Below are 19,236 nucleotides of genomic sequence, written 5' to 3'. Positions count from 1 at the left end.
TAAGCGGAGGAACACAGCATGAGCATGGCCGTGGTCGGCTTGATCGCCGGCATGGCACTGGGCTTCGCCGGATACTTCGGCGGGTTCGGTGCCTTCCTCCTGGTGGCCGCGCTGGGCGCCATCGGGTTCGTCGTCGGCCGGTTCCTGGAGGGGGACCTGGAGCTCGGCGACTTCTTCCGCACGCGTGACGACCGGCGCAGGTGACCGACGTGAGCGAAGGGGCGCACGCCGCCGGCCCCCGGTCGGCCGTCGTCCTGCCCGGCGAGCGCGGCGCGACCCGGATCGCGGACCGGGTCGTCGCCAAGATCGCCGCCCAGGCCGCCCGCGAGGCCGTCGGCCCGCTGCCTCCGGAGGCGGCTCACCCGCACGCCACCGTGGTCGTGCACCATGACGCCGCACACGTGCACGTGCACCTGGAACTCGGCTATCCCACCGACATCGGAACCCGTTGCCACGAAGTGCGTCGACATGTCACCGAGCGGGTAGGCGCGTTGGTGGGAATGGCGGTTCCGGAGGTCGCCGTCCAGGTCGAACGATTGCATCTGACCTCCGCCCACGCACACGGGAGGACGCGATGAGCGAGCCCCGGGGCTCGGAGGGCACCACCACGACCCTGCCCGTCCTGGACAAGGACGGGGACCAGGGCAAGGACCAGTCGGTCGAGCGCGCGCCGGACGTCCCGGACTCCGGCGGCGGCCACCGCTTCTGGTCCGCGCGCAGGGTCCCCGCGGCCGTCGTCGCCGCCCTGTCGCTCGTCGTCGCGGGCGCGTTCCTCTACGACGTCGTGGCCGTCCGCGCCGGGCGCGACGCCCTCGCCTGGCGCAGCGGGCTGGCCGACCAGCTCGCCGAACGCCCCCTCGACGACATCTGGGTGCTGGTCGGCGCGGGCGTCGCGGCGGCCCTGGGCCTGTGGCTGGTCGTCCTGGCCGTCACGCCGGGCCAGCGCGCCGTCCTGCCGATGCGCCGCACCCACCCCGACGTCCGGGCCGGCCTGCACCGGGACGCCGTGGCGCTGGTGCTGCGCGACCGGGCCATGGAGGTCGCCGGTGTGCAGTCGGCGCGGGTCCACGCCCGCCGCCGCCGCGCGGACGTACGGGCCGTCTGCCACTTCCGGGACCTGGACGACGTACACGCCGACCTGGACGCCGTACTCGGGGACGCGGTGCGGGGACTGGGGCTGGTCCGGCCGCCCGCCCTGTCCGTCCATGTGCGGCGGCCGGCGAAGAAGGGGTGAGGGCGATGCTGCGGACCGTCAATCGCGTACTGATCGGAGTCGTCGGTCTGGTGCTGCTCGCCGTCGGCGGAGCGGTGCTGGCCGTGGGGCTCGGTGCCTCCCCGCCGTCCTGGTGGATCCACGACAGCCGTCACGACGTCCTGCTCAGCACCGCCGAGCGCACCCGCTGGCGGGACGACGACTGGTGGTGGCCGGTCGTCATCGCCGTCCTCGCGGTCCTCGTCCTGCTCGCCCTGTGGTGGCTGGTGTCGGTCCTGCGCAGGCGCCGGCTCGGCGAGGTGCTGGTGGACACCGGCGACGGTGCGGGCGCGCTGCTGCGCGGCCGGGCCCTGGAGCGCGTCCTGGCGGGCGAGGCGGGCGAGGTGGAGGGTGTGACGCACGCCCACGTCCACCTGACGGGCCGCAGGGACGCGCCGGAGACCCGGGTACGGCTCCAGCTGGAACCCCATGTGGACCCGGCGACGGCCCTGGACCGGCTGACGGCCGAGGCCCTGACTCATGCCCGGGACTCGGCGGCCCTGAAGGCCCTGCCGACGGAGGTCCGCCTGCGGGCCGCCAAGCACAAGGCGGAGCGGGTCAGCTGATCCAGCGCCAGAATCCGCCCGGAACCTCTGTGGCCCGGCGTCAGAACCCGTGCCGCATCCCGCCGTCGACCGGAATCATGAGCCCGGTGAGGTAGGAGGCGGCCGGGGACAGCAGGAAGGCCGCCGTCCTCCCGAACTCCTCCGGGGTGCCGTACCTGCGCAGCGGGATCCGCGACTCGATGGCCGCCCGGGTCGCCGCCGGGTCGGCCGACAGGGCGTCCAGCTCGCGCACGCGGTCGGTGTCGATGCGTGACGGCAGCAGCCCGACCACCCGGACCCCGCGCGGCCCCAGCTCGTCGGAGAGGGACTTGGCGAAGCCCGCGAGCCCCGGCCGCAGCCCGTTCGAGATCGTCAGCCCCGCGATCGGCTCGTGCACCGACGCGGACAGCACGAACCCGATCACACCGCCCGCCTCCAGCTCGGCGGCGGCGGCCCGCGCGAGCCGCACCGCGCCCATGAACACCGACTCGAACGCCGACTGCCACTGCTCGTCGGTGGTGTCCGCGACGAGCCCGGGCGGCGGCCCGCCCACGCTCACCAGGACGCCGTCGAACCCGCCGAAGGCCTCGCGCGCGGCGGTGATCAGCCGGGTCGCCACCTCGGGATCGGCGTTGTCGACCGCGACCCCGACCGCGTTCGGGCCCAGTTCGGCAGCCGCGTCGGCGACACGCTTGTCGTCCCGCCCGGTGACGACCACCTTCGCGCCGTCCGCGACGAGCTCACGCGCGGCGGCGTTGCCGAGGCCGCGCGTGGCCCCCGTGACGACGTACACCCGGTCCTTCAGTCCAAGATCCATGGCCCCTATCCTCCCCTATCCCGCCTCCTCGCCCCCGAACAGGGCGAGGGCGGTGTTCACCAGGCCGATGTGACTGAACGCCTGCGGGAAGTTGCCCAGATGGCGGTCGGTCACCGGGTCGTACTCCTCGGCCAGCAGCCCCACGTCGTTGGTGAGGCCCACCAGCCGGTCGAAGAGCGCGCGCGCCTCCTCGGTCCGGCCCGTCATGTGCAGGGCGTCGGCGAGCCAGAACGAGCAGGCGAGGAAGGCGCCCTCGTCCCCCGGCAGGCCGTCCACATCGGTGTCGACGGCGTCGTAGCGCCGGACGAAGCCGCCCTGGTCCAGCTCGGCGCGCACCGCGTCCACGGTGCCGACCACCCGTGGGTCGTCGGGCGGCAGGAAGCCGACGCGCGGGATGAGCAGCAGCGCCGCGTCCAGCTCACGGGAGCCGTAGTACTGGGTGAAGGTGTTGCGCACGGGGTCGTAGCCCTTCGCGCAGACCTCGGCGTGCACTTCGTCACGCAGGGCGCGCCAGCTGTCCAGATCGCCGTGCAGGTTCGGGTCGTCCTCCATGCCGCGTACCGCGCGGTCGGCGGCGACCCACACCATCACCTTGGAGTGCACGAAGTGCCGTTGGCCGCCGCGCACCTCCCACAGCCCCTCGTCCGGCTTGTGCCACTCCGTGCGCAGGAACTTCAGCAGCAGCGCCTGGAGCGACCACATGTGCGGCTTGCCCGGCAGCCCGGACCGCCGGGCCAGCGACAGCGAGTCCAGGACCTCGCCGTAGACGTCGAGCTGACGCTGTTTCACGGCGCCGTTGCCGATCCGTACCGGCGCCGAGCCGGCGAAGCCCGCCAGCCACGGCACCTCGTACTCGGGCAGCCGCCGCTCTCCCGCCAGGCCGTACATGATCTGCAGCTCCGCCGGGTCGCCCGCCACCGCGCGCAGCAGCCAGTCGCGCCATGCCTCGGCCTCCTCCAGGTAGCCGACGGCCAGCAGGGCGTTCAGGGTGAGCGTGGAGTCCCGCAGCCAGCAGAAGCGGTAGTCCCAGTTGCGCACCCCGCCCAGTTCCTCGGGCAGTGAGGTGGTGGCGGCGGCGACGATGCCGCCGGTGGGGGCGTAGGTGAGGGCCTTGAGGGTGATCAGGGAGCGCAGCACGTCGTCCCGGTACGGCCCCCGGTAGCGGCACCGGGCCGACCACGCCTGCCAGTCGGCGACGCTGGTCTCCAGCCCCTCGAAGGGGTCGCAGAGCGGTGGCCGGGGATGGTGCGAGGGATGCCAGGTCAGGACGAACGCGACCCGCTCGCCGGGTTCGACGGTGAACTCCGAGTACGTGCAGAAGTCCTCGCCCCAGGTGCGCACGGGCGGTTCGCTGCGCAGCCAGGTCGAGTCCGGCCCCGCGACCGCCACCCGGTGGCCGTCGGAGCGACGCATCCACGGGACGATCGAGCCGTAGTCGAAGCGCAGCCGCAGCGTGCTGCGCACGGTGACCCGGCCCCGCAGTCCTTCGACGATCCGAACGACGTCCGGGGCGGCCTCGCGCTGCGGCATCAGGTCGGTGACGCGCACCGCGCCCTCGTCGGTCTCCCACTCGGTGTCGAGGACGAGGGTGCCGGGCCGGTAGGCGCGGCGGGCGCAGGGGCCCTCGGCGCCCTTGGGCGCGATGCGCCAGTGCCCGTTGTTCTTGTCGCCGAGCAGCTTGGCGAAGCAGGCCGCCGAGTCGAACCGGGGCAGACAGAGCCAGTCGATCGAACCGTCCCGGCCGACCAGCGCGGCGGTCTGTTCGTCGCCGATGAGGGCGTAGTCCTCGATGCGGGGGTGCACGGGAGTGCGGGTTCCCGCCGAACGGGGATGGCAATCAGGGGTGGGGCCGGGAGAGTGACGCATGACCGACGGCTTCCCCGGCGCCCGAGAAGATCACGCCGGGGTGGGCCGGTGCCTGGTTGAGCACCCACAGGCCGATCAGGGTGGCCAGGGCGAAGACGACGGCGATCAGCACGACGAGCACGAGCCGCCGCCGGCGCTCTCGGCGCAGCCACTCACCACGTGCCGTGCGGTAGACGTCCGGGGCGGGCCGGGCCGGGTGCACCCCGTCGGCGAGCGTCTCCAACGCCTCGCGCAACGCGCGCTCAGTGCGCACGGCGGCCGGGGGCTCCTGCCGGAGGCCCCGCGAGGGGCAGCTGTCGTGCTCGGTGAGATCCGGTCGGCCGTCTCCCCGCGCGCGATCCCGCTCGGTGCGGCGGGCGCCGGCGCGGTCGGCGCCGGCGCTGTCGGGTCCGGTGGGGTGGGCGCCGGTGAGGTGGGCGCTGGTGTTGTCGGGTCCGGCGCGGTCGGGGCCGGTGTGGTCACGTCCCGTGTGGTTCATCGCCGGGCCTCCATCGCCTGGGTGAGCGCGGCGAGGCCGCGTGAGGTGTGGGTCTTGACGGAGCCGCAGGAGATACCCATCGCGTCGGCGATCTCGCTCTCCTTCAGCCCGAGCCAGTGCCGCAGCACCAGCGCCTCCCGCTGCCGGGCCGGCAACTGCTGGAGGGCGTCGATCAGCACCCGCTGGTCGTCGTGGAGCAGCGCGGTGCTCTCGGCGGAGGCGACGGTGTCGTCGGGAAGTTCCGGCGGGCTCTCGACGTGTTTGCGGGCGACCTGGAGGTGCCGTATCCGCATCCGGGTCAGATTGCAGACGGTGGAACGCAGATACGCCTCCGCCGCCTGCGCGTCCCGCAGCCTGCGCCACTTGCGGTAGATCTGGTAGTACGCCTCGGCCACCACGTTCTCCGGGTCGTCGGCGCCCAGCAGCACGGCGAGCCGCAGCATCGAGGAATAGTGCAGCTCGAAGAGCCGGGCGACGCCCGCCTCACGCGCCGCGTCCGCCGGTTCCGCCGCAACGGCCACCGGTTCCACGTACGCCTCCGGCACGGGAACGGGCGCGGGAACGGGCGCGGGAATCGTCTGTCTGCGTCTCACGGTCTGTTCGCTCCCGTCTCGCGGGGCCGCCCGAGGGTCAGGCGGGAGGGCAGGTCGGTGGTGTCGGCGCCGCGCGGGACACCGAGGCGTTCGAGGAGCGCGGTGCCGGCCACCGCGACGGTCAGGTTGAGCAGCAGGGCGACCATCCCGGCGTAGACCTCCAGCGGTCCGAAGCCCACGGTCACGATGGACGAGAACCCCTCGCGGACGACCAGCACGGTGCCGGCCGCCATACCGGTGGCCCAGCCGGCGAGCAGCGCGCGCGGATGCAGCCGCGCGGTGAACAGCCCGACCGCGACGGCCGGGAAGATCTGCAGGATCCACACCCCGCCGAGCAGTTGCAGATTGACGGCGTCCTGGTCGCGCAGCCCGAACACGAACGCCACCGCCCCCGCCTTCGCGGTCAGCGACACCGCCTTGGCGATGCGCACCTGCCGCTTGGGCGTGGCCGTCGGATGGACGTACTCGACGTACACGTTCCGTACGAAGCTCGTGGCGGCGGCGATCGACATCACCGCTGCCGGAACCAGCGCACCGACCGTGATCGCGGCGAACACCAGCCCGGCCAGCGGCCCCGGCATCAGCCGGTCGACCAGCATCGGTACGGCGGCCTCGGCGCCGCCCGCCGGAGCCCGTACGCCCGCCGCGAGGGCGGCGATGCCGAGGAAGCCGAAGAGGGCGAGCAGCGCGGTCCAGGCGGGCAGCGCCACCGAGACCTTGCGCAGGGTGCGCGGTCCGTCGGCGGCGAACCCCGCGGTGAGCACGTGCGGGTACATCAGCAGTGCCAGCGCGGAGCCGAGCGCGAGCGTGGCGTACGCGGGCTGCTGCGCGGGGGAGAGGACCAGCGGGGAGTGGGCGACGTCCGTGCCGCCCAGCCGCCGGGCCGCGCCCTCGAAGACCGGGCCGGGGCCGCCGAAGTGCCGCAGGACCAGCCAGCAGACGGCGGTCAGGGAGACGAACACCGCCACCGCCTTCAGCGCCGAGATCACCGCGGGCGCCCGCAGCCCGTGCCGGTACGTCGCCACCGCGAGCCCCGCGAAGAGCGCCACCATCACCAGGTCCCCGGCCGCACCGCGCGGATAGACGCCCCCGGCGGTCAGCACCGCCCGTATCCCGAGCAGTTGCAGCGCCAGGTACGGCATGGTCGCGAGGATCCCGGTCAGCGCCACCACCAGGGCGAGCGGCGGCGACGCGTACCGCCCCCGCACGAAGTCGGCGGCGGTGACATAGCCGTTGCTGCGGGCCACCGCCCACAGCCGGCTCAGCAGCACGAAGGCGAGCGGCCAGACGATCACCGTGTACGGCACCGCGAAGAACGCGGACCCGCCGTTGCCGTACGCGAGACCCGGTACGGCGGTGAAGGTGTACGCGGTGAAGACCGTGCCGCCGAGCAGCAGCCAGGTCCACACCGGGCCGAGGGAGCGGTCGGCCAGCGCCCAGCCCTCCAGGTCGGGCAGCCGGTCGACGGGACGCAGGCGCCGCGCGGTGACGGCGAGCAGCGACGCTCCGCCGATCACGGCGAGGAACGTCGTGGTCATGGCTCCGTCCGCCATGGGTCACCGCCTTTGGTGTGCCTGTGCCCTCGACTGTTGGTTGCGCGGGCGGCCGGTTCGGATGACACGGAACCGGCGGGAAATCTTCTGGACATCCGCTGTCAACCGTTCTCAGCGGGGGCGCAACTCTTGCACAGACCGACGGCGAGCGGGAGAGCCGTCCACCGTCCACCGTCCCGGTCCATCGCTCCGTACTCGCAGCCCATCGCTCCAACCAGGAGTCGCCATGCCCACATCAGTCATGCCCAGAACCGGCCGTCCGGCGCCGGAAAAGCCACGTATGTCGCTCAAGTCCCTCGCGGTCTGGACCGCTGTGGCCCTCGCGGGCGCGGTCGGCTGGGGCGTCCTCGCGCTCTCCCGCGGCGAGGAGATCTCCGCCGTCTGGCTGGTGGTGGCCGCGCTCGGCTCGTACGCCATCGCCTACCGCTTCTACTCGCGGTTCATCGCCCGCCGGGTCCTGGACCTCGACGACACCCGGGCCACCCCGGCCGAGCGCCTCGAGGACGGCGTCGACTACCACCCCACCGACCGCCGGGTGCTGTTCGGCCACCACTTCGCGGCCATCGCCGGCGCCGGACCGCTGGTGGGCCCGGTACTGGCCGCACAGATGGGCTATCTGCCGGGCACGGTCTGGATCATCACGGGCGTGATCTTCGCCGGCGCGGTCCAGGACATGATCGTCCTCTTCCTCTCCATGCGCCGGGACGGCAAGAGCCTCGGCCAGATGGCCCGGGACGAGATCGGCCGGGTGGGCGGGGCCGCCGCGCTGATCGGTGTCTTCGCCATCATGATCATCCTGCTCGCGGTGCTGGCGATGGTCGTCGTCAACGCCCTCGCGGAGTCCGCCTGGGGCACCTTCTCGGTCGCCACGACCATCCCGATCGCCCTCTTCATGGGCTTCTACCTGCGCTTTCTGCGGCCCGGCCGGGTGGTGGAGACCAGCGTCCTCGGCGTGGGACTCCTGCTGCTCGCCATCCTCGGCGGCGGCTGGATCCAGAACTCGTCCCTGGCCGAGTACTTCGTCTGGAGCCCGGAGACCCTGGTCTTCTGTCTGGTCGGCTACGGCTTCGTCGCCTCCGTGCTCCCGGTGTGGATGCTCCTGGCGCCCCGCGACTACCTGTCGACGTTCATGAAGGTCGGCACCATCGCCCTGATGGCCGTGGGCGTCGTGGTCGCCGCTCCCACCTTCAAGGCCGCACCGGTGACCGAGTTCGCCCACACGGGTGCCGGGCCGGTCTTCGCCGGTTCGCTCTTCCCCTTCCTCTTCATCACCATCGCCTGCGGCGCCCTCTCCGGCTTCCACGCCCTGGTCTCCTCCGGTACGACGCCCAAGCTGATCCGCAAGGAGTCCCAGGTCCGGCTGATCGGCTACGGCTCGATGCTCACGGAGTCCTTCGTCGCCGTCATGGCGCTGATCGCCGCCTGTGTCCTCGAACCCGGCCTGTACTACGCGATGAACTCCCCGGCCGCTCTCCTCGGCCCGACCGCGCAGACCGCTTCGGAGGCGGTGCGCCACCTCGGCTTCGCCATCACCCCCGACCAGCTGACCGCCGCCGCCCACGCCGTCGACGAACAGACGCTGATCGGCCGCTCCGGCGGCGCGCCCACCCTCGCCGTGGGCATGTCCGAGATCTTCTCCGGGGTGTTCGGCGGCGCCGGGACGAAGGCGTTCTGGTACCACTTCGCGATCATGTTCGAGGCGCTGTTCATCCTCACCACGGTGGACGCGGGCACCCGGGTGGGCCGCTTCATGCTCCAGGACATGCTGGGCAACGTCTGGAAGCCGATCGGCCGCGTCACCTGGAAGCCCGGCATCTGGATCACCAGCGCCCTGGTCGTCGGCGCCTGGGGGTACTTCCTGTACGCCGGCGTCACCGACCCGCTGGGCGGGATCAAGCAGCTGTTCCCCCTCTTCGGCATCGCCAACCAGTTGCTCGCCGCCGTCGCCCTGGCCGTCACCACGACCATGCTCGTCAAGTCCGGCAAGGCCCGCTGGGCCTGGGTGACCGCGATCCCGCTGGCCTGGGTCGTCGCCGTCACCTTCACCGCCGGCTGGCAGAAGGTGTTCTCCGCCGACCCGAAGATCGGCTTCTTCGCACAGCGCGACGTCTACGCCGACGCCGTCGACGCGGGCAAGCTCCTGCCGGGGGCCACGACCATGGACGACATGCACACCATCGTCCTCAACAACACGGTCGACGGCGTGCTCATGGCCGTCTTCCTGCTGCTGGTCCTCACGGTCCTGGTCAACTGCGGCGTGGTGTGCGTGCGGGCCCTACGGGCCGCCGGACCGCTGCCGACGACGGAGACGCCGTACGTCGAGTCCCGCCTCGACGTCGTAGAGCGGCCGTTGGTGGGAGCGGACTCATGACCGCCCTGCGCAGGGTGCTCGCCACCGTGCTCTGGTACGCCCGCGAGGTGACCGGCGAAGCCGAGTACGACCGCTACCGCACACGCCACCCGCACGTCTCCCGCCGGGAGTACCAGCGGATGCGCACCGCACGGAGCGAGTGCGCGTCACCGGGCCGCTGCTGCTGAAGGGCCCTACACGGGGCGCTGAAGGTCCTGCGGGGGGTGCTGAAGGCCCTACACGGGCGCGGGTGCCGCTTCCTTCCGCTCCTGCGCCACGGCCGCCGCCGCGCGGTCGCGGCGCTCCCGGCGGACCAGGACGACCCAGCCCACGGGGACGGCGGCGGAGAACAGCCACCACTGGATGGCGTAGGCGTAGTTCAGCGCGGCGTCCTCGTCCCCGGGGTTGCCGCCGATCAGCTCCGGGCTGTCGCCCTTCGGCTCGGGCGCGCTCTGCGCGATGTAGCCGCCGAGTACCTCCGCGCCGAGCCGCTTCGCCTGCTCCTCGCTGTTGATCAGCATGATCTGCCGGTCCGGCAGGCCCTTGAGGTCCTTGATGCCGCTCGCCGCGGTCGTCTCGTCGGGCATCAGCCGCCCGGTGACGGTGATCTTGCCGGCGGGCGGTGCGGGGATCTTCGGGAAGGCGGTCTGGGTCGGGCCGTTCGCGGGGATCCAGCCGCGGTTGACCAGCAGCACCCTGCCGTCCGCGAGCACGAACGGGGTGAGGACGTGGAAGCCGACCGTCTCGTCGGAGTTCACCCGGCGCCGGACGACGACCTCGTGCGCGGTGTCGAACGTCCCCGTCGCGGTCACCGCGCGGTAGCGCTGGTCGCGGGTGACGGTGTGCCCCGGGGACGTCAGCCGCTCCACGGGCACCGGCTTCGCGTGGAGCGCGTCGGAGACCAGCTGGTTGCGGGCGCTGCGCTCCTCGTAGCGGTGCATCTGCCAGAAGCCCAGCCGGATCATCGTGGGGATGAGGACGAGGGCGACCAGCGTGAGGATCACCCACTGCCGGGACAACAGGAAGCGGTACACCCCACGACCGTACCTCCCGGTCCGTGGGGTGCTGTCGGAGGGGGGTGCCCATGCGGTCGGCTCAGGCCCGGTCCACGATGCCCGCCTTCCCCTCCGCCCGCGCGCAGTGGGCGCCGCAGTACCAGTGGCCCTCGACCTCGACGCCCTGGCCGATGATCTGCACCCGGCAGTGCTCGCAGATGGGGGCCATGCGATGAATCGCACAGGAGAAGCAGTCGAAGACATGCACTCTCCTCTGTGAAGAAACTGATACCTCAGAGACGGGCGGGTGACCTGCCAATATGACAAAGAGTGAGTGGCTCGATCACTGGATGTCACAGGCTCCAACACTGTCGGATGACGTTTTGGAGGACATCCACCACATCCTGACGGCGGAGGGGGATGACGAGTGACCACCCAGGAGCGCAAGGCACCCAAGATCCTCTCGGTCCGCCGTACCCCCAAGATGAACGGAGACCTGGCCACCATCCGACAAGCCTTCGGGAACGACACCGACGCCACTCAGTGGGCACTCAAGGTCGCTGCCAACATCCTTCGGTACGCATGGATGAACGGTCACGAGGAGCCGGGCCGGATCCCGGACATGAGGGTCTCCTACAGGCCTAGGAAGCCCGTATGACAGCCGTATGACGCAGGTCAGGCCCCTCGGGCTCAGCGGAACCGAGGAGGCCGCAGAGGGCCCTAGAGGGCTTCGTAGACACGAGAACGGGCCCCCTCCCAAACTCGGCGGGAGGGGGCCCGTCGCGGCTCAGTCTGTCAGATGTCCTGACCCTGAGCGAACTCGACGAACGAGGACCAGGCCCCCGCCGTCACCGAGATGGTTCCAGCCGCCGGCGCTTTGCTGTCCCGAACCGGAACGACACCGGATGCTGCTGCGGAAGAGGGGAGCCACTCTAGGCACTGGCCCCCTTCACCACCGCTGTAACTCGACTTGGCCCAGGACTCTCCGGGGCGGGTGTTGCTCATGGGGCGTAGCCCTCCATCACTTCTCGAATCATGGACGCTGAGTCAGCAGGGGACAAGGCCGACGCCCTGAGACGGTCATAGGTGATGCTGGCCTCGTCAACAGTAGAGGCCGAGTCGGTCACGTGCCCCAACCCCCGAGTCTCTCCGTACAAGACTGTCGGGTGCTCGTCTTGCATGATCAGAGTAAAGGGCAAACTGGACGCCGGTGCACCTGCGCTGAAGGGATGAACCTGGATCGTCACATGCGGGGACTCTGCTTCAACCAGTAGCCGGGACATCTGCCCCTCCATGACCTCCGCGCCGCCCACAGCCGTCCTCAGACAGGCCTCATGCAGGATGACCCACAGAAGTGGGGGGTTCGGCCGGTCCATCACATCGTGACGACGGATGCGCAGCTCGACCCGCTGCTTCGTCTCATCGGGCGTCTCCCTCGGGTGTACGGCCTTGAAGACGGCCGCCGCGTACGCCGGAGTCTGGAGCATGCCCATGATGAGCGCGTTGGAGTAGTCCAGGATCTGAGTCGCTGTCTGCTCTAGCTTCAGGTACGGGACGAACCAACGAGGGTGTCCCCCCTCGCTCAACCGCTGACGCAGCCGGACCAGGTACCCCGAGGTGCCGAAGACCCTGTCACAGCTCTCCACGAACTCCTCAGAGGCCAGAAGGCTTCCCGACTCAACGCGGGAGACGTAGGGCCGCGTGTATCCGGACTCCTTGGCTAGCGCTTGCTGCGTCATGTTCGCGGCCTCGCGGCACATGCGTACCTCCCTTCCCAGGAACGCCGCCCCGTCCTGGGGCTCCTCTGAGGCCGGTTGTAAGGCCATATGTGCAACTCCTCGGTGTTACAGCTCGGTTGTAACCACGTACCTACTGTTGAGGGTACGGCGCTGGCTGTGACGCTAGAGGCACACAGGGCGAACGAACCCAGCCCCTGAGAGAGGTCTTCCCCATGCCCGAGGCCAGCAAAGCCGACCCGACCGTTGAACTCCCCGGCGGGTCGGCAAATAACAGATCGCAGAACGCTTACGAGGAGCTGCGGGAGCTGCTTCGGCGGATTGAGGTGTTCCCCCCTCAGATGAGGGTGAGCTGGGCAGACAGCCCGGACACACCGGATGCCCCGATCACGATCGGAGCCCTGAGCATCGGGGACGTGCTGAGGATCAACCGAGCGATTATGGCTGGCCTCAAACGGAACCTGCCCGCCAACCTCCTGGAAGAGCGCCCCCACGAGCCGATGATGGGCGAAACGGTACTCGACACGGGTACGAACGAAATCGGAGAAGTGACGGGCTACGTCCTGCGCCCGCTGGAGGCAGGGAGGCTGTGGACCGCCGAGCCGGACAACATTGCACGCCCTCCGAGGGACCGGCTGATCAGGGCCCGCATGGCGCAGTACAGCAGGGGCCAGCGGGCAACGGCGCCGGCGATGCTGGAGCCCGCCCAAGCGGAGCGCGTGACTGCGTGACTGATCGGCGTCAACCGGCCGCCCCCTGAACACCTGCCCTGTCGGTAAGGCCACTTGACGATCCCCCCGTCTCGTCAAGAAGAGCGACCGGCAGGGCAGGGCGAAACCTCCCCTCACCAGAAACCGCCATCCGCAAAATTTCGGGCACTGGTGAGGGGAGTCCTCGGACTCCCCTTGTAGTTCAGCGTGAAAGAACGCGGAAGCGCCTTCGCTGGTAACTGAACGGCCACGTAGGCAACCCGAAACTCCGGTTTGAATCCGGGCAAGGGGAACCGTTCCCATGTAGCTCAGATGAGTAGAGCCTGACCGCCAACCACCCGGCGGTGGCGCAGTGCTCACCGCGGTTCTTTTCCCGCAGAATGCGCCGTAACTGTCAAAACACTCGACCCTGACAGGCACCAGAGGACTCCGGTTCAAGTCCGGACATGGGAGCTGCACAACCCCAACCCCTTTTAACATTAGGAGACGCGTGCACAGCGACACCGATTTCAACCACCCCCCTGCCCGCCGTATCGGCAACCTCGCCCTTGTCACGGACGAGGACGGCAGAGTCCTCCTGGTCCACAAGAACTACGGGAACAAGACGTGGGGATTACCCGGCGGCTGTGCGCATGCCGGCGAGCCGCCGCACGCGGGATGGGCCCGGGAAGTTGCTGAGGAGACGGGCCTGCACGTACCGCGCGGGCCGCTCCTCGTCATGGACTACATGCCCCGAAACGAGAAGGACGGGGCAGCGGAGGGCTACAACTTCGTCTTCGACGGAGGCCGGGTGTCGAGCGACACCAACATCAGGCTCCCCGCTGCCGCGCCTGGTGAGGGGCCGGAGCTAATCGGCTCGGACTTCGTGGCGCTCGATCAACTGGCAACGTTCGTCGCGCCCCACACGGAACGCCGCATCCTCCAGGCGGTCGCAGCGCTCGAAGAAGGGCGGCACGGGGTGTACCTCGTGGAAGGACGTGCGGTCACCGCCGGCTGAAGCCGAACAGAAGCGCACCACCTGAGAACTCCGTCCCTGCCGGAAGTAGCTGGTTAGTCAACCTCCCACGCTAATCAGTAAGCCCGGCAGGGGCGGGCGCAGCCCCTATAGCTCAGTCAGGAAGAGCCCGGTTACCAACAAACTGGCAACGGCGCGCTCAACTTCCCGCGCCGAGGACCCCCGGTTGTAGCGTCTGGGGATCCTCCGGAGACTCCGGTTCGAGTCCGGACAAGGGGACTGCTCGCTCCAGCCACCTGTGACGGTGCAACCCGGCTGGAGCGAGATGCACCGCGCTACCCTCCAATCGTCTACCTGGAAGGACCGTCACCATGACGATCGCTCCCTTCGCGCTCCTCGTGGAGTCCCCGACGCCCCCCGTCGACCGGACGCCCGCTTTCACGTACGACAGGTTCCGGCAGCTCAACGTCGCCGCCTCCGGCGCGGCCGTGGTCGACATCGCCGACGTCAGGGCAGAGACCATGACGCACAACTCCAAGGGCTTCAAGAAGGATGACGACTTCGCGAACGCCCCCCGGATGCTGTTCGGGCCGACCTACACGCACAACTCCTCCGGCCACAAGAAGGACGACGACTGACAATGCCTCTCCCTCCCACAGTGCTTGTCGTCGCTGCACCCGGCGACCTCAGCGCCGATCTCGTGGTTCGGGAACTCACCGGTCGCGGGACGGACGTCCACCGGATCGACCCCAACGACCTGGTGAAGCCTGGCGTACTGCGTCTGACCGGGTACGCCGACAACGAACCGCTGAGGTTCCTACTCGCCGACGAGCATCGAACAACGCCTTCGGCCGCGATCGTGTCAGTCTTCTGGTGGCATCCTGATGCCCCCGAGGGCTGGTCACAGGGTGAATCTCGGGCCGTGCTGGAAGGTCTTCTGTACGGACTTGAAGGCGTCCTGTGGGTGAACCATCCGCACCGCGCCGCAGCGGCCAAGCCTGGCCCTGGGCAGCTCAAGCAGGCTGCCACACTCGGCTTCCGCACACCTCACACGATTTACACGAACGACCCCGAGGAAGCGGTCCGTTTCGCCGGTGAGCACAACGGCCGAGCCGTCTGCAAGACCCTCACTGGCCACTCCGAACGGTTCGTGCCCGCACGGATCGTAACGGCCGGCGAGATCGAAGCGGACGCGGATGCCGTCAGCCGGGCAGTGCACTACTTCCAACAACCTGTTGAGAAGGTCTACGACATTCGCCTTACGGTGATCGGGGATCGGCTGTTCCCCTGCAAGATCAACGGGAAGGGCGGAAAACTGGACTGGCGGGTTGTGCCCGAAGAAGAACTCTCCTTCGAGCCCGTGGCAGTGAGTCAGCCGCTGGTCAAGAAGATTCAGAAGCTCATGGGGCAACTCGGGCTGGAATACGCGGCACTGGACTTCGCCGTTGACAGCCATGGCACTTGGTGGTTCCTGGAAGCGAATCCGTCAGGTCAATTCGGATTCGTCCAAGCTGCCACCGGCATGGTGATCTCACGCTCCATTGCGGAGCATCTGGTTGAGACAGCCATGGCAACGCGCGTCTTCACTCCGGATGGAGGCCATAGGGCCTCATCCGGATCTGGGCGCCGGCGGCCGAGATCGGCAGATTGAGTAACAGCGAAGCCCCGGCCCGTCTCGGTTCTAAAGGGGACAGGCCGGGGCTTCTCTATATCCTCACGAGACGTGGAAATGACCCTTCGCTGCACTAGCTTCCGCACAATCGAGCCCATTACGGCAAGTTTTGCCCTCCACATCGCCCCATACAGCGAAGACGACACCTTCGTTTACCTACACGACACTCTTCAATGTCAGTTGGATAGCACGGAGCATAGAGTTCACGGGGCTTTCCTTCGCAGCATCCCCGGAGATGACCGAGAGATATTTTTCTTCTGGGTTGATGGGATAATTCAGTATGTATCCGTGACGAAGCCATGCCTCAACAGGGCGTCTCCGGATTCGGAAACCTGCGCGCTCTTTAAGGACCACTCGGGGGGGTGTGACTGGGAGACAGTAGATCCGGAAAGAGTGGCCCTCTCTGCCATCCTAGACCAGGCCATGGCCCACCTCGCTCAGTATGGAACCCTCCCCCCAATCGGGGAGCTGGAGGACGACTGAGGGGGGGGGTATAACCAACCCCTCATAAATATCGTAGGTGTCCTTTGGCTCAGAGCGGGACAGCTCGGCCTCAAGGTGTGCGCCAGCCAACGCAAGGAGAGGCGCAGTTGCTGAGGGTGTGCCTGCCCCTGACCTGCGGGAAATTATTGTTACTACATCAGCCGTGATGTAAGAACCCCGAGCCAGCTGAGAGTCCCTCGGGGAGGGCAAGTAGGACCCAAAGGGACATAACGGAGGCCGCGGGCGGCTTGGGCGGGCCGGCGGATCGCGCTGACGGGAAATTGTTGAAACCCGTACACGGCGGAAGGAACCCGCTCCTGCGGTTCTCTGAGTTGGATTATCGTTATATTACCCCCGTGCCTATATGTGCATGACGTGTAGTGATGTAGCAATGTTATTCGCCCGTTACCTGTGGAGTAATTACTACATCACTACAGATGTTGTTGGTTCAGTGGTGGGGCGTGAACCTTGGCAACCAAATTCGCTAGCCAAGAGTTCAGTGATGCAGTCACGCAACCCTCTGTGTGCCACTCGTGCAGCCTCCGAGTGCCCCAGGGTGCGGCCAAGTGCGTGAACGAGCCGCTACGGCCTCTGTGTGCCCATTGAGGACCCTTGCCGTTGGGATGCCGACCCATGAGCCAAGAGAGGTGCGTCCCCTATCGGCTCACCCGGGTACGGCTAGCGGGAATGTAAGGGGTGTAGTCAGCACCAGGCCTATACGGCCATGCATATAGGTGCTACCTGCACGGAGTCCGAATTGCATAAGAACGATACGTTGTAATGGTAACGAACGGATAACAAGTGAGGTTGCGGTGACGGTGTCGCTATGTCTGACTATGCCCCATTCACATTCTCACTAATGCCATGACTAGGCCTTATTTCTTTTATTGAGGCTCTCGGCGACACCCTTCATGTCGAGATGACGCGAAGTGAGGTTGCGGTGAACGTGTGATCTGATTCGTCATGCAACACCAACCGCACCGAACGGAGCGGCCCCGGAGTACCGGCCCAGAGGGCAAGCGGAAACGGGGCGTCACGCAAAGAAGGGGAGTGCGGAAGTCCTGGAAGAGGTGGAGTGAAAGAGCGGCAGTGAACTCCGGGAAATCGGGGGTGACGTCGGAAATGCGTTGCTTGATAACTGAACAGAGTGCCAAATGCCTAGATCAATTCAGTACCGCGAGTGAAAGCGACTCGCCACACTTTCCCTACTCGGGGCGCATGGTGACTGGTCCGGAAACGGCAGTCTCGTAGTGAGCGCACTAAGGCTCACACCTACACAGTGCCAGCAACGGCCCTGTAAGCGTCTCAGAGGCTCGAACGGGACTGGTGACACCGACCAGTGCCAGTAAAGGGTGTCCACCTCTCAGACGGTCACTGAGGGCCGCATCTCACATTGGTGCGGACAGTCCGTGTAGTCCTCAACTCTGAGGGAGCGCACGGTTTCACCACACAGGGGTGAGTACCTGTGACCAGGAAATCAGCAACGCAAGAGGGCTGAACACCTGATGAGCGGCACGAAGGGAAACCAACAACGCATGAGAGTTGTACGCCCGGATGCCGCGAGAGCTTTACGAGATTGCCTACGGCAGATATGACGCAATACCGGAATCAGCAGGATCACGGCGGTTCGAGCGACTGATACTCACTCGGCCGTGGGCTGGTCCCTATGACCCGTGAGCGCATGTCTGCCTATGGGAGTGTCGTCAAGGCACTTGCAAGGGCCTGTAATGGCCGCCGAGCAACCCATAGGTGGATCTATGGCAGCAAAGGCGGGGGATTTTCGCTCTCCCGTAAGTGAGTTCCGATTCTGGATTGATCACAGAGACCACCTGCTGTTTCAGGTGGGCATCTTGGATCCCGGGGAATCGGTGCCGTTCGTGTACAGGGTTACCTCGTTCGCACGCATGGTGTATTCCGTGCGCGGGTTCACTGAGTACGCCGGAATGACAGGCGAAGTGACCCGGAGTATGGCGGATATCTACCGCAAGGGCGAAGCCCAAGTGAACGGGTCCTTTGTCCAAGTGATCCCTGTCCGAGAGGAGGTGAAATCAGATGTGGAAACCGTTCGTGACCCTCTTCCTGGTGTCTCTCACCGTGGCTGCGCTCATTATCGCGAGGTGATGGGGGACTAGCCGCTTCGTAAGGGCGTCGGGTGCACGAGACAAACTCGGTGTCTCGTGCACCCTGTCACCCGCTGCGAAAGTGCGTAGTGGAACTGGGAAAGAGGTAGTGATGCCCGGAATAGGTGAGATCAGGAAACAGGAAATTGGTAATTCTCTCGTGCTCACTGTGTGGCTGAGTGATGCGTGTTCCACACAGGTCCATATGGACAAAAGTGGGGGACAAGTCATCCGCAGTGAGGTGACGTTTTGGATACTCACGGAACCCTTTAACGGGGGACTGTGTCCCGGACGTGTGGGAGATGACTGGGAATTGGCCGTTAAGCGGGTCGAATGGTGGCTGTCCGGGAATGTGAGGTACCGGGCGAACCTCGTTCTTCCGAAGCATGGCTATGCGGCTATCTACTGCACACACATGCGCGGATGTAACTGCGAGGAACACAAGGGGATAGTTTCCAATGGCTGAGGTTCGATTCACATTCAAGCCTGCACCCGCTCATCTGGGGGAGGACACGCTCACGGTCTACAGCAGTGAGTTTGACGGCCTGCCGCAACCTGCGGGATTTTCCCCATCAAAGTGGGTTGGCACGGTCTACCCGTGCCCGGAATGGGCGGCCAAGGCTTTGTGCGTAGACAACGGTGAGCACTGCAAGGGATGGCACGGCTCAACGTTCACAAGCCAACTGGACAACCCAGAGCATCACGTACACGGTCATGCGGACCGCAAAGACGCAGCCCGCGCACTCTTTGAACAGCGTCTCAGGTGGGCTGCACAGGTCAAGAACTAGTCCGCTGAATAGGTATCGGGTGCACGAGACAAACTCGGTGTTTCGTGTGCCCCCTTACCTACTGCGTACAGGAAATGCGGTAGCGCAATTGGAGGTAGGGCAGTGCAGATAGGCAAGCGTGAGCCGTTCTTATCTGGAATCCAGGCTTCGCAGATCTTCGAGACGCACGACAGAGTAATCAACGCGACTCGGTACAGGTTTGTTGCGTTCGTCGGACACGCCCTGTACTCCCAGGAACCGAACGCGCCATTGTTCGGTGTGACTGTGTCCCGCGTGATCGGGGAGGACCAGAACGGTTCCCCGATTCTGGAGGAGGCCCATCA

General features: G+C 67.3%; 20 protein-coding genes and 1 pseudogene. 12 read left to right on the top strand and 9 right to left on the bottom strand.

What is annotated here, in order from left to right; all coding sequences use genetic code 11:
• Positions 1-18: 18 nt before the first annotated feature.
• Genes ACFPIH_RS20045 through amaP form a run of 4 tightly spaced genes read left to right on the top strand, consistent with a single transcriptional unit; the run spans position 19 to position 1,818 of the window.
• Complete coding sequence (locus tag ACFPIH_RS20045) at positions 19-204, top strand: hypothetical protein (RefSeq protein ID WP_381173668.1); 186 nt, start codon at positions 19-21, stop codon at positions 202-204.
• Positions 201-578, top strand: a complete 378-nt coding sequence (locus ACFPIH_RS20040; RefSeq protein WP_381173670.1) for an Asp23/Gls24 family envelope stress response protein — start codon at positions 201-203, stop codon at positions 576-578. Before ACFPIH_RS20045 ends, ACFPIH_RS20040 begins: the two co-directional genes overlap by 4 nt.
• Positions 575-1,234 (top strand): DUF6286 domain-containing protein, encoded by a 660-nt coding sequence (locus tag ACFPIH_RS20035; RefSeq protein WP_381173672.1) that lies wholly within the window; start codon positions 575-577, stop codon positions 1,232-1,234. Before ACFPIH_RS20040 ends, ACFPIH_RS20035 begins: the two co-directional genes overlap by 4 nt.
• 5 nt (positions 1,235-1,239) lie before the next feature.
• Entirely contained in the window at positions 1,240-1,818 is a 579-nt protein-coding gene (amaP, locus tag ACFPIH_RS20030; protein WP_381173674.1) for an alkaline shock response membrane anchor protein AmaP, read from the top strand.
• 40 nt (positions 1,819-1,858) lie between these two features.
• On the opposite strand, the gene ACFPIH_RS20025 is transcribed toward amaP, so the two are convergent.
• The 5 genes from ACFPIH_RS20025 to ACFPIH_RS20005 form a co-directional block, all read right to left on the bottom strand.
• A complete protein-coding gene (locus tag ACFPIH_RS20025) occupies positions 1,859-2,614 on the bottom strand; it encodes an SDR family oxidoreductase (RefSeq protein WP_381173676.1) in 756 nt (251 codons plus the stop codon).
• A gap of 15 nt (positions 2,615-2,629) precedes the next feature.
• Positions 2,630-4,417: a glycoside hydrolase family 15 protein gene (locus tag ACFPIH_RS20020; protein ID WP_381173678.1), complete on the bottom strand. Its 1,788-nt coding sequence runs from the start codon at positions 4,415-4,417 to the stop codon at positions 2,630-2,632.
• Between the two features lie 34 nt (positions 4,418-4,451).
• Positions 4,452-4,733, bottom strand: coding sequence for a hypothetical protein (locus ACFPIH_RS20015; RefSeq protein ID WP_381173905.1), 282 nt, complete (start codon positions 4,731-4,733; stop codon positions 4,452-4,454).
• A gap of 221 nt (positions 4,734-4,954) precedes the next feature.
• Positions 4,955-5,551 carry a SigE family RNA polymerase sigma factor gene (locus ACFPIH_RS20010; protein WP_381173680.1) on the bottom strand — a complete coding sequence of 199 codons (597 nt, stop codon included), beginning with the start codon at positions 5,549-5,551 and terminating at the stop codon, positions 4,955-4,957.
• Positions 5,548-7,104 (bottom strand): sodium:solute symporter family protein, encoded by a 1,557-nt coding sequence (locus ACFPIH_RS20005; protein WP_381173682.1) that lies wholly within the window; start codon positions 7,102-7,104, stop codon positions 5,548-5,550. Before ACFPIH_RS20005 ends, ACFPIH_RS20010 begins: the two co-directional genes overlap by 4 nt.
• Positions 7,105-7,330: 226 nt before the next feature.
• On the opposite strand from ACFPIH_RS20005, the gene ACFPIH_RS20000 reads away from it, so the two are divergent.
• Positions 7,331-9,475, top strand: a complete 2,145-nt coding sequence (locus ACFPIH_RS20000) for a carbon starvation CstA family protein (RefSeq protein ID WP_381173684.1) — start codon at positions 7,331-7,333, stop codon at positions 9,473-9,475.
• Positions 9,472-9,642, top strand: coding sequence for a CstA-like transporter-associated (seleno)protein (locus tag ACFPIH_RS19995; protein ID WP_381173686.1), 171 nt, complete (start codon positions 9,472-9,474; stop codon positions 9,640-9,642). Before ACFPIH_RS20000 ends, ACFPIH_RS19995 begins: the two co-directional genes overlap by 4 nt.
• Positions 9,643-9,690: 48 nt before the next feature.
• Here ACFPIH_RS19995 and ACFPIH_RS19990 read toward each other — a convergent pair whose 3' ends face one another.
• Together ACFPIH_RS19990 and ACFPIH_RS19985 are read right to left on the bottom strand one after the other, a co-directional pair.
• Positions 9,691-10,488 (bottom strand): SURF1 family cytochrome oxidase biogenesis protein, encoded by a 798-nt coding sequence (locus tag ACFPIH_RS19990; RefSeq protein ID WP_381173688.1) that lies wholly within the window; start codon positions 10,486-10,488, stop codon positions 9,691-9,693.
• A gap of 61 nt (positions 10,489-10,549) precedes the next feature.
• Positions 10,550-10,768: a hypothetical protein gene (locus tag ACFPIH_RS19985; protein WP_381173690.1), complete on the bottom strand. Its 219-nt coding sequence runs from the start codon at positions 10,766-10,768 to the stop codon at positions 10,550-10,552.
• Positions 10,769-10,876: 108 nt separating this feature from the next.
• On the opposite strand from ACFPIH_RS19985, the gene ACFPIH_RS19980 reads away from it, so the two are divergent.
• Entirely contained in the window at positions 10,877-11,107 is a 231-nt protein-coding gene (locus ACFPIH_RS19980; protein WP_381173692.1) for a hypothetical protein, read from the top strand.
• Between the two features lie 137 nt (positions 11,108-11,244).
• On the opposite strand, the gene ACFPIH_RS19975 is transcribed toward ACFPIH_RS19980, so the two are convergent.
• Both ACFPIH_RS19975 and ACFPIH_RS19970 read right to left on the bottom strand, forming a co-directional pair.
• Positions 11,245-11,454, bottom strand: coding sequence for a DUF397 domain-containing protein (locus tag ACFPIH_RS19975; RefSeq protein WP_381173694.1), 210 nt, complete (start codon positions 11,452-11,454; stop codon positions 11,245-11,247).
• Positions 11,451-12,275, bottom strand: a complete 825-nt coding sequence (locus tag ACFPIH_RS19970) for a helix-turn-helix domain-containing protein (protein WP_381173696.1) — start codon at positions 12,273-12,275, stop codon at positions 11,451-11,453. The genes ACFPIH_RS19975 and ACFPIH_RS19970 overlap by 4 nt, the downstream gene beginning before the upstream one ends.
• A gap of 125 nt (positions 12,276-12,400) precedes the next feature.
• On the opposite strand from ACFPIH_RS19970, the gene ACFPIH_RS19965 reads away from it, so the two are divergent.
• From ACFPIH_RS19965 to ACFPIH_RS19945, 5 genes and pseudogenes are all read left to right on the top strand, one after another.
• Positions 12,401-12,916 (top strand): hypothetical protein, encoded by a 516-nt coding sequence (locus ACFPIH_RS19965; RefSeq protein WP_381173698.1) that lies wholly within the window; start codon positions 12,401-12,403, stop codon positions 12,914-12,916.
• Between the two features lie 469 nt (positions 12,917-13,385).
• Positions 13,386-13,892: an NUDIX domain-containing protein gene (locus ACFPIH_RS19960; protein ID WP_381173700.1), complete on the top strand. Its 507-nt coding sequence runs from the start codon at positions 13,386-13,388 to the stop codon at positions 13,890-13,892.
• Positions 13,893-13,992: 100 nt separating this feature from the next.
• Positions 13,993-14,132, top strand: a pseudogene (locus ACFPIH_RS19955).
• Positions 14,133-14,221: 89 nt separating this feature from the next.
• Entirely contained in the window at positions 14,222-14,488 is a 267-nt protein-coding gene (locus ACFPIH_RS19950; RefSeq protein WP_381173702.1) for a hypothetical protein, read from the top strand.
• A gap of 20 nt (positions 14,489-14,508) precedes the next feature.
• A complete protein-coding gene (locus ACFPIH_RS19945) occupies positions 14,509-15,501 on the top strand; it encodes an MvdC/MvdD family ATP grasp protein (protein ID WP_381173704.1) in 993 nt (330 codons plus the stop codon).
• The last annotated feature ends 3,735 nt before the right edge of the window (positions 15,502-19,236 follow it).

This window comes from Streptomyces vulcanius, assembly GCF_042653945.1.
Classification (GTDB): Bacteria; Actinomycetota; Actinomycetes; order Streptomycetales; family Streptomycetaceae; genus Streptomyces; species Streptomyces mangrovi.
The sequence above is the reverse complement of the archived record's forward strand: the minus strand, read 5'-3'. Positions and strand labels throughout refer to the sequence as shown.

Excerpts from the sequence above, each read along its gene's own strand:
- ACFPIH_RS19975 (WP_381173694.1), bottom strand. The coding sequence starts at position 11,454 with ATGAGCAACACCCGCCCCGGAGAGTCCTGGGCCAAGTCGAGTTACAGC.
- ACFPIH_RS20025 (WP_381173676.1), bottom strand. The coding sequence starts at position 2,614 with ATGGATCTTGGACTGAAGGACCGGGTGTACGTCGTCACGGGGGCCACG.
- ACFPIH_RS20045 (WP_381173668.1), top strand. The coding sequence starts at position 19 with ATGAGCATGGCCGTGGTCGGCTTGATCGCCGGCATGGCACTGGGCTTC.
- ACFPIH_RS19950 (WP_381173702.1), top strand. The coding sequence starts at position 14,222 with ATGACGATCGCTCCCTTCGCGCTCCTCGTGGAGTCCCCGACGCCCCCC.
- ACFPIH_RS20035 (WP_381173672.1), top strand. The coding sequence starts at position 575 with ATGAGCGAGCCCCGGGGCTCGGAGGGCACCACCACGACCCTGCCCGTC.
- ACFPIH_RS20000 (WP_381173684.1), top strand. The coding sequence starts at position 7,331 with ATGCCCACATCAGTCATGCCCAGAACCGGCCGTCCGGCGCCGGAAAAG.
- ACFPIH_RS20005 (WP_381173682.1), bottom strand. The coding sequence starts at position 7,104 with ATGGCGGACGGAGCCATGACCACGACGTTCCTCGCCGTGATCGGCGGA.
- ACFPIH_RS19970 (WP_381173696.1), bottom strand. The coding sequence starts at position 12,275 with ATGGCCTTACAACCGGCCTCAGAGGAGCCCCAGGACGGGGCGGCGTTC.
- amaP (WP_381173674.1), top strand. The coding sequence starts at position 1,240 with ATGCTGCGGACCGTCAATCGCGTACTGATCGGAGTCGTCGGTCTGGTG.
- ACFPIH_RS19995 (WP_381173686.1), top strand. The coding sequence starts at position 9,472 with ATGACCGCCCTGCGCAGGGTGCTCGCCACCGTGCTCTGGTACGCCCGC.
- ACFPIH_RS19965 (WP_381173698.1), top strand. The coding sequence starts at position 12,401 with ATGCCCGAGGCCAGCAAAGCCGACCCGACCGTTGAACTCCCCGGCGGG.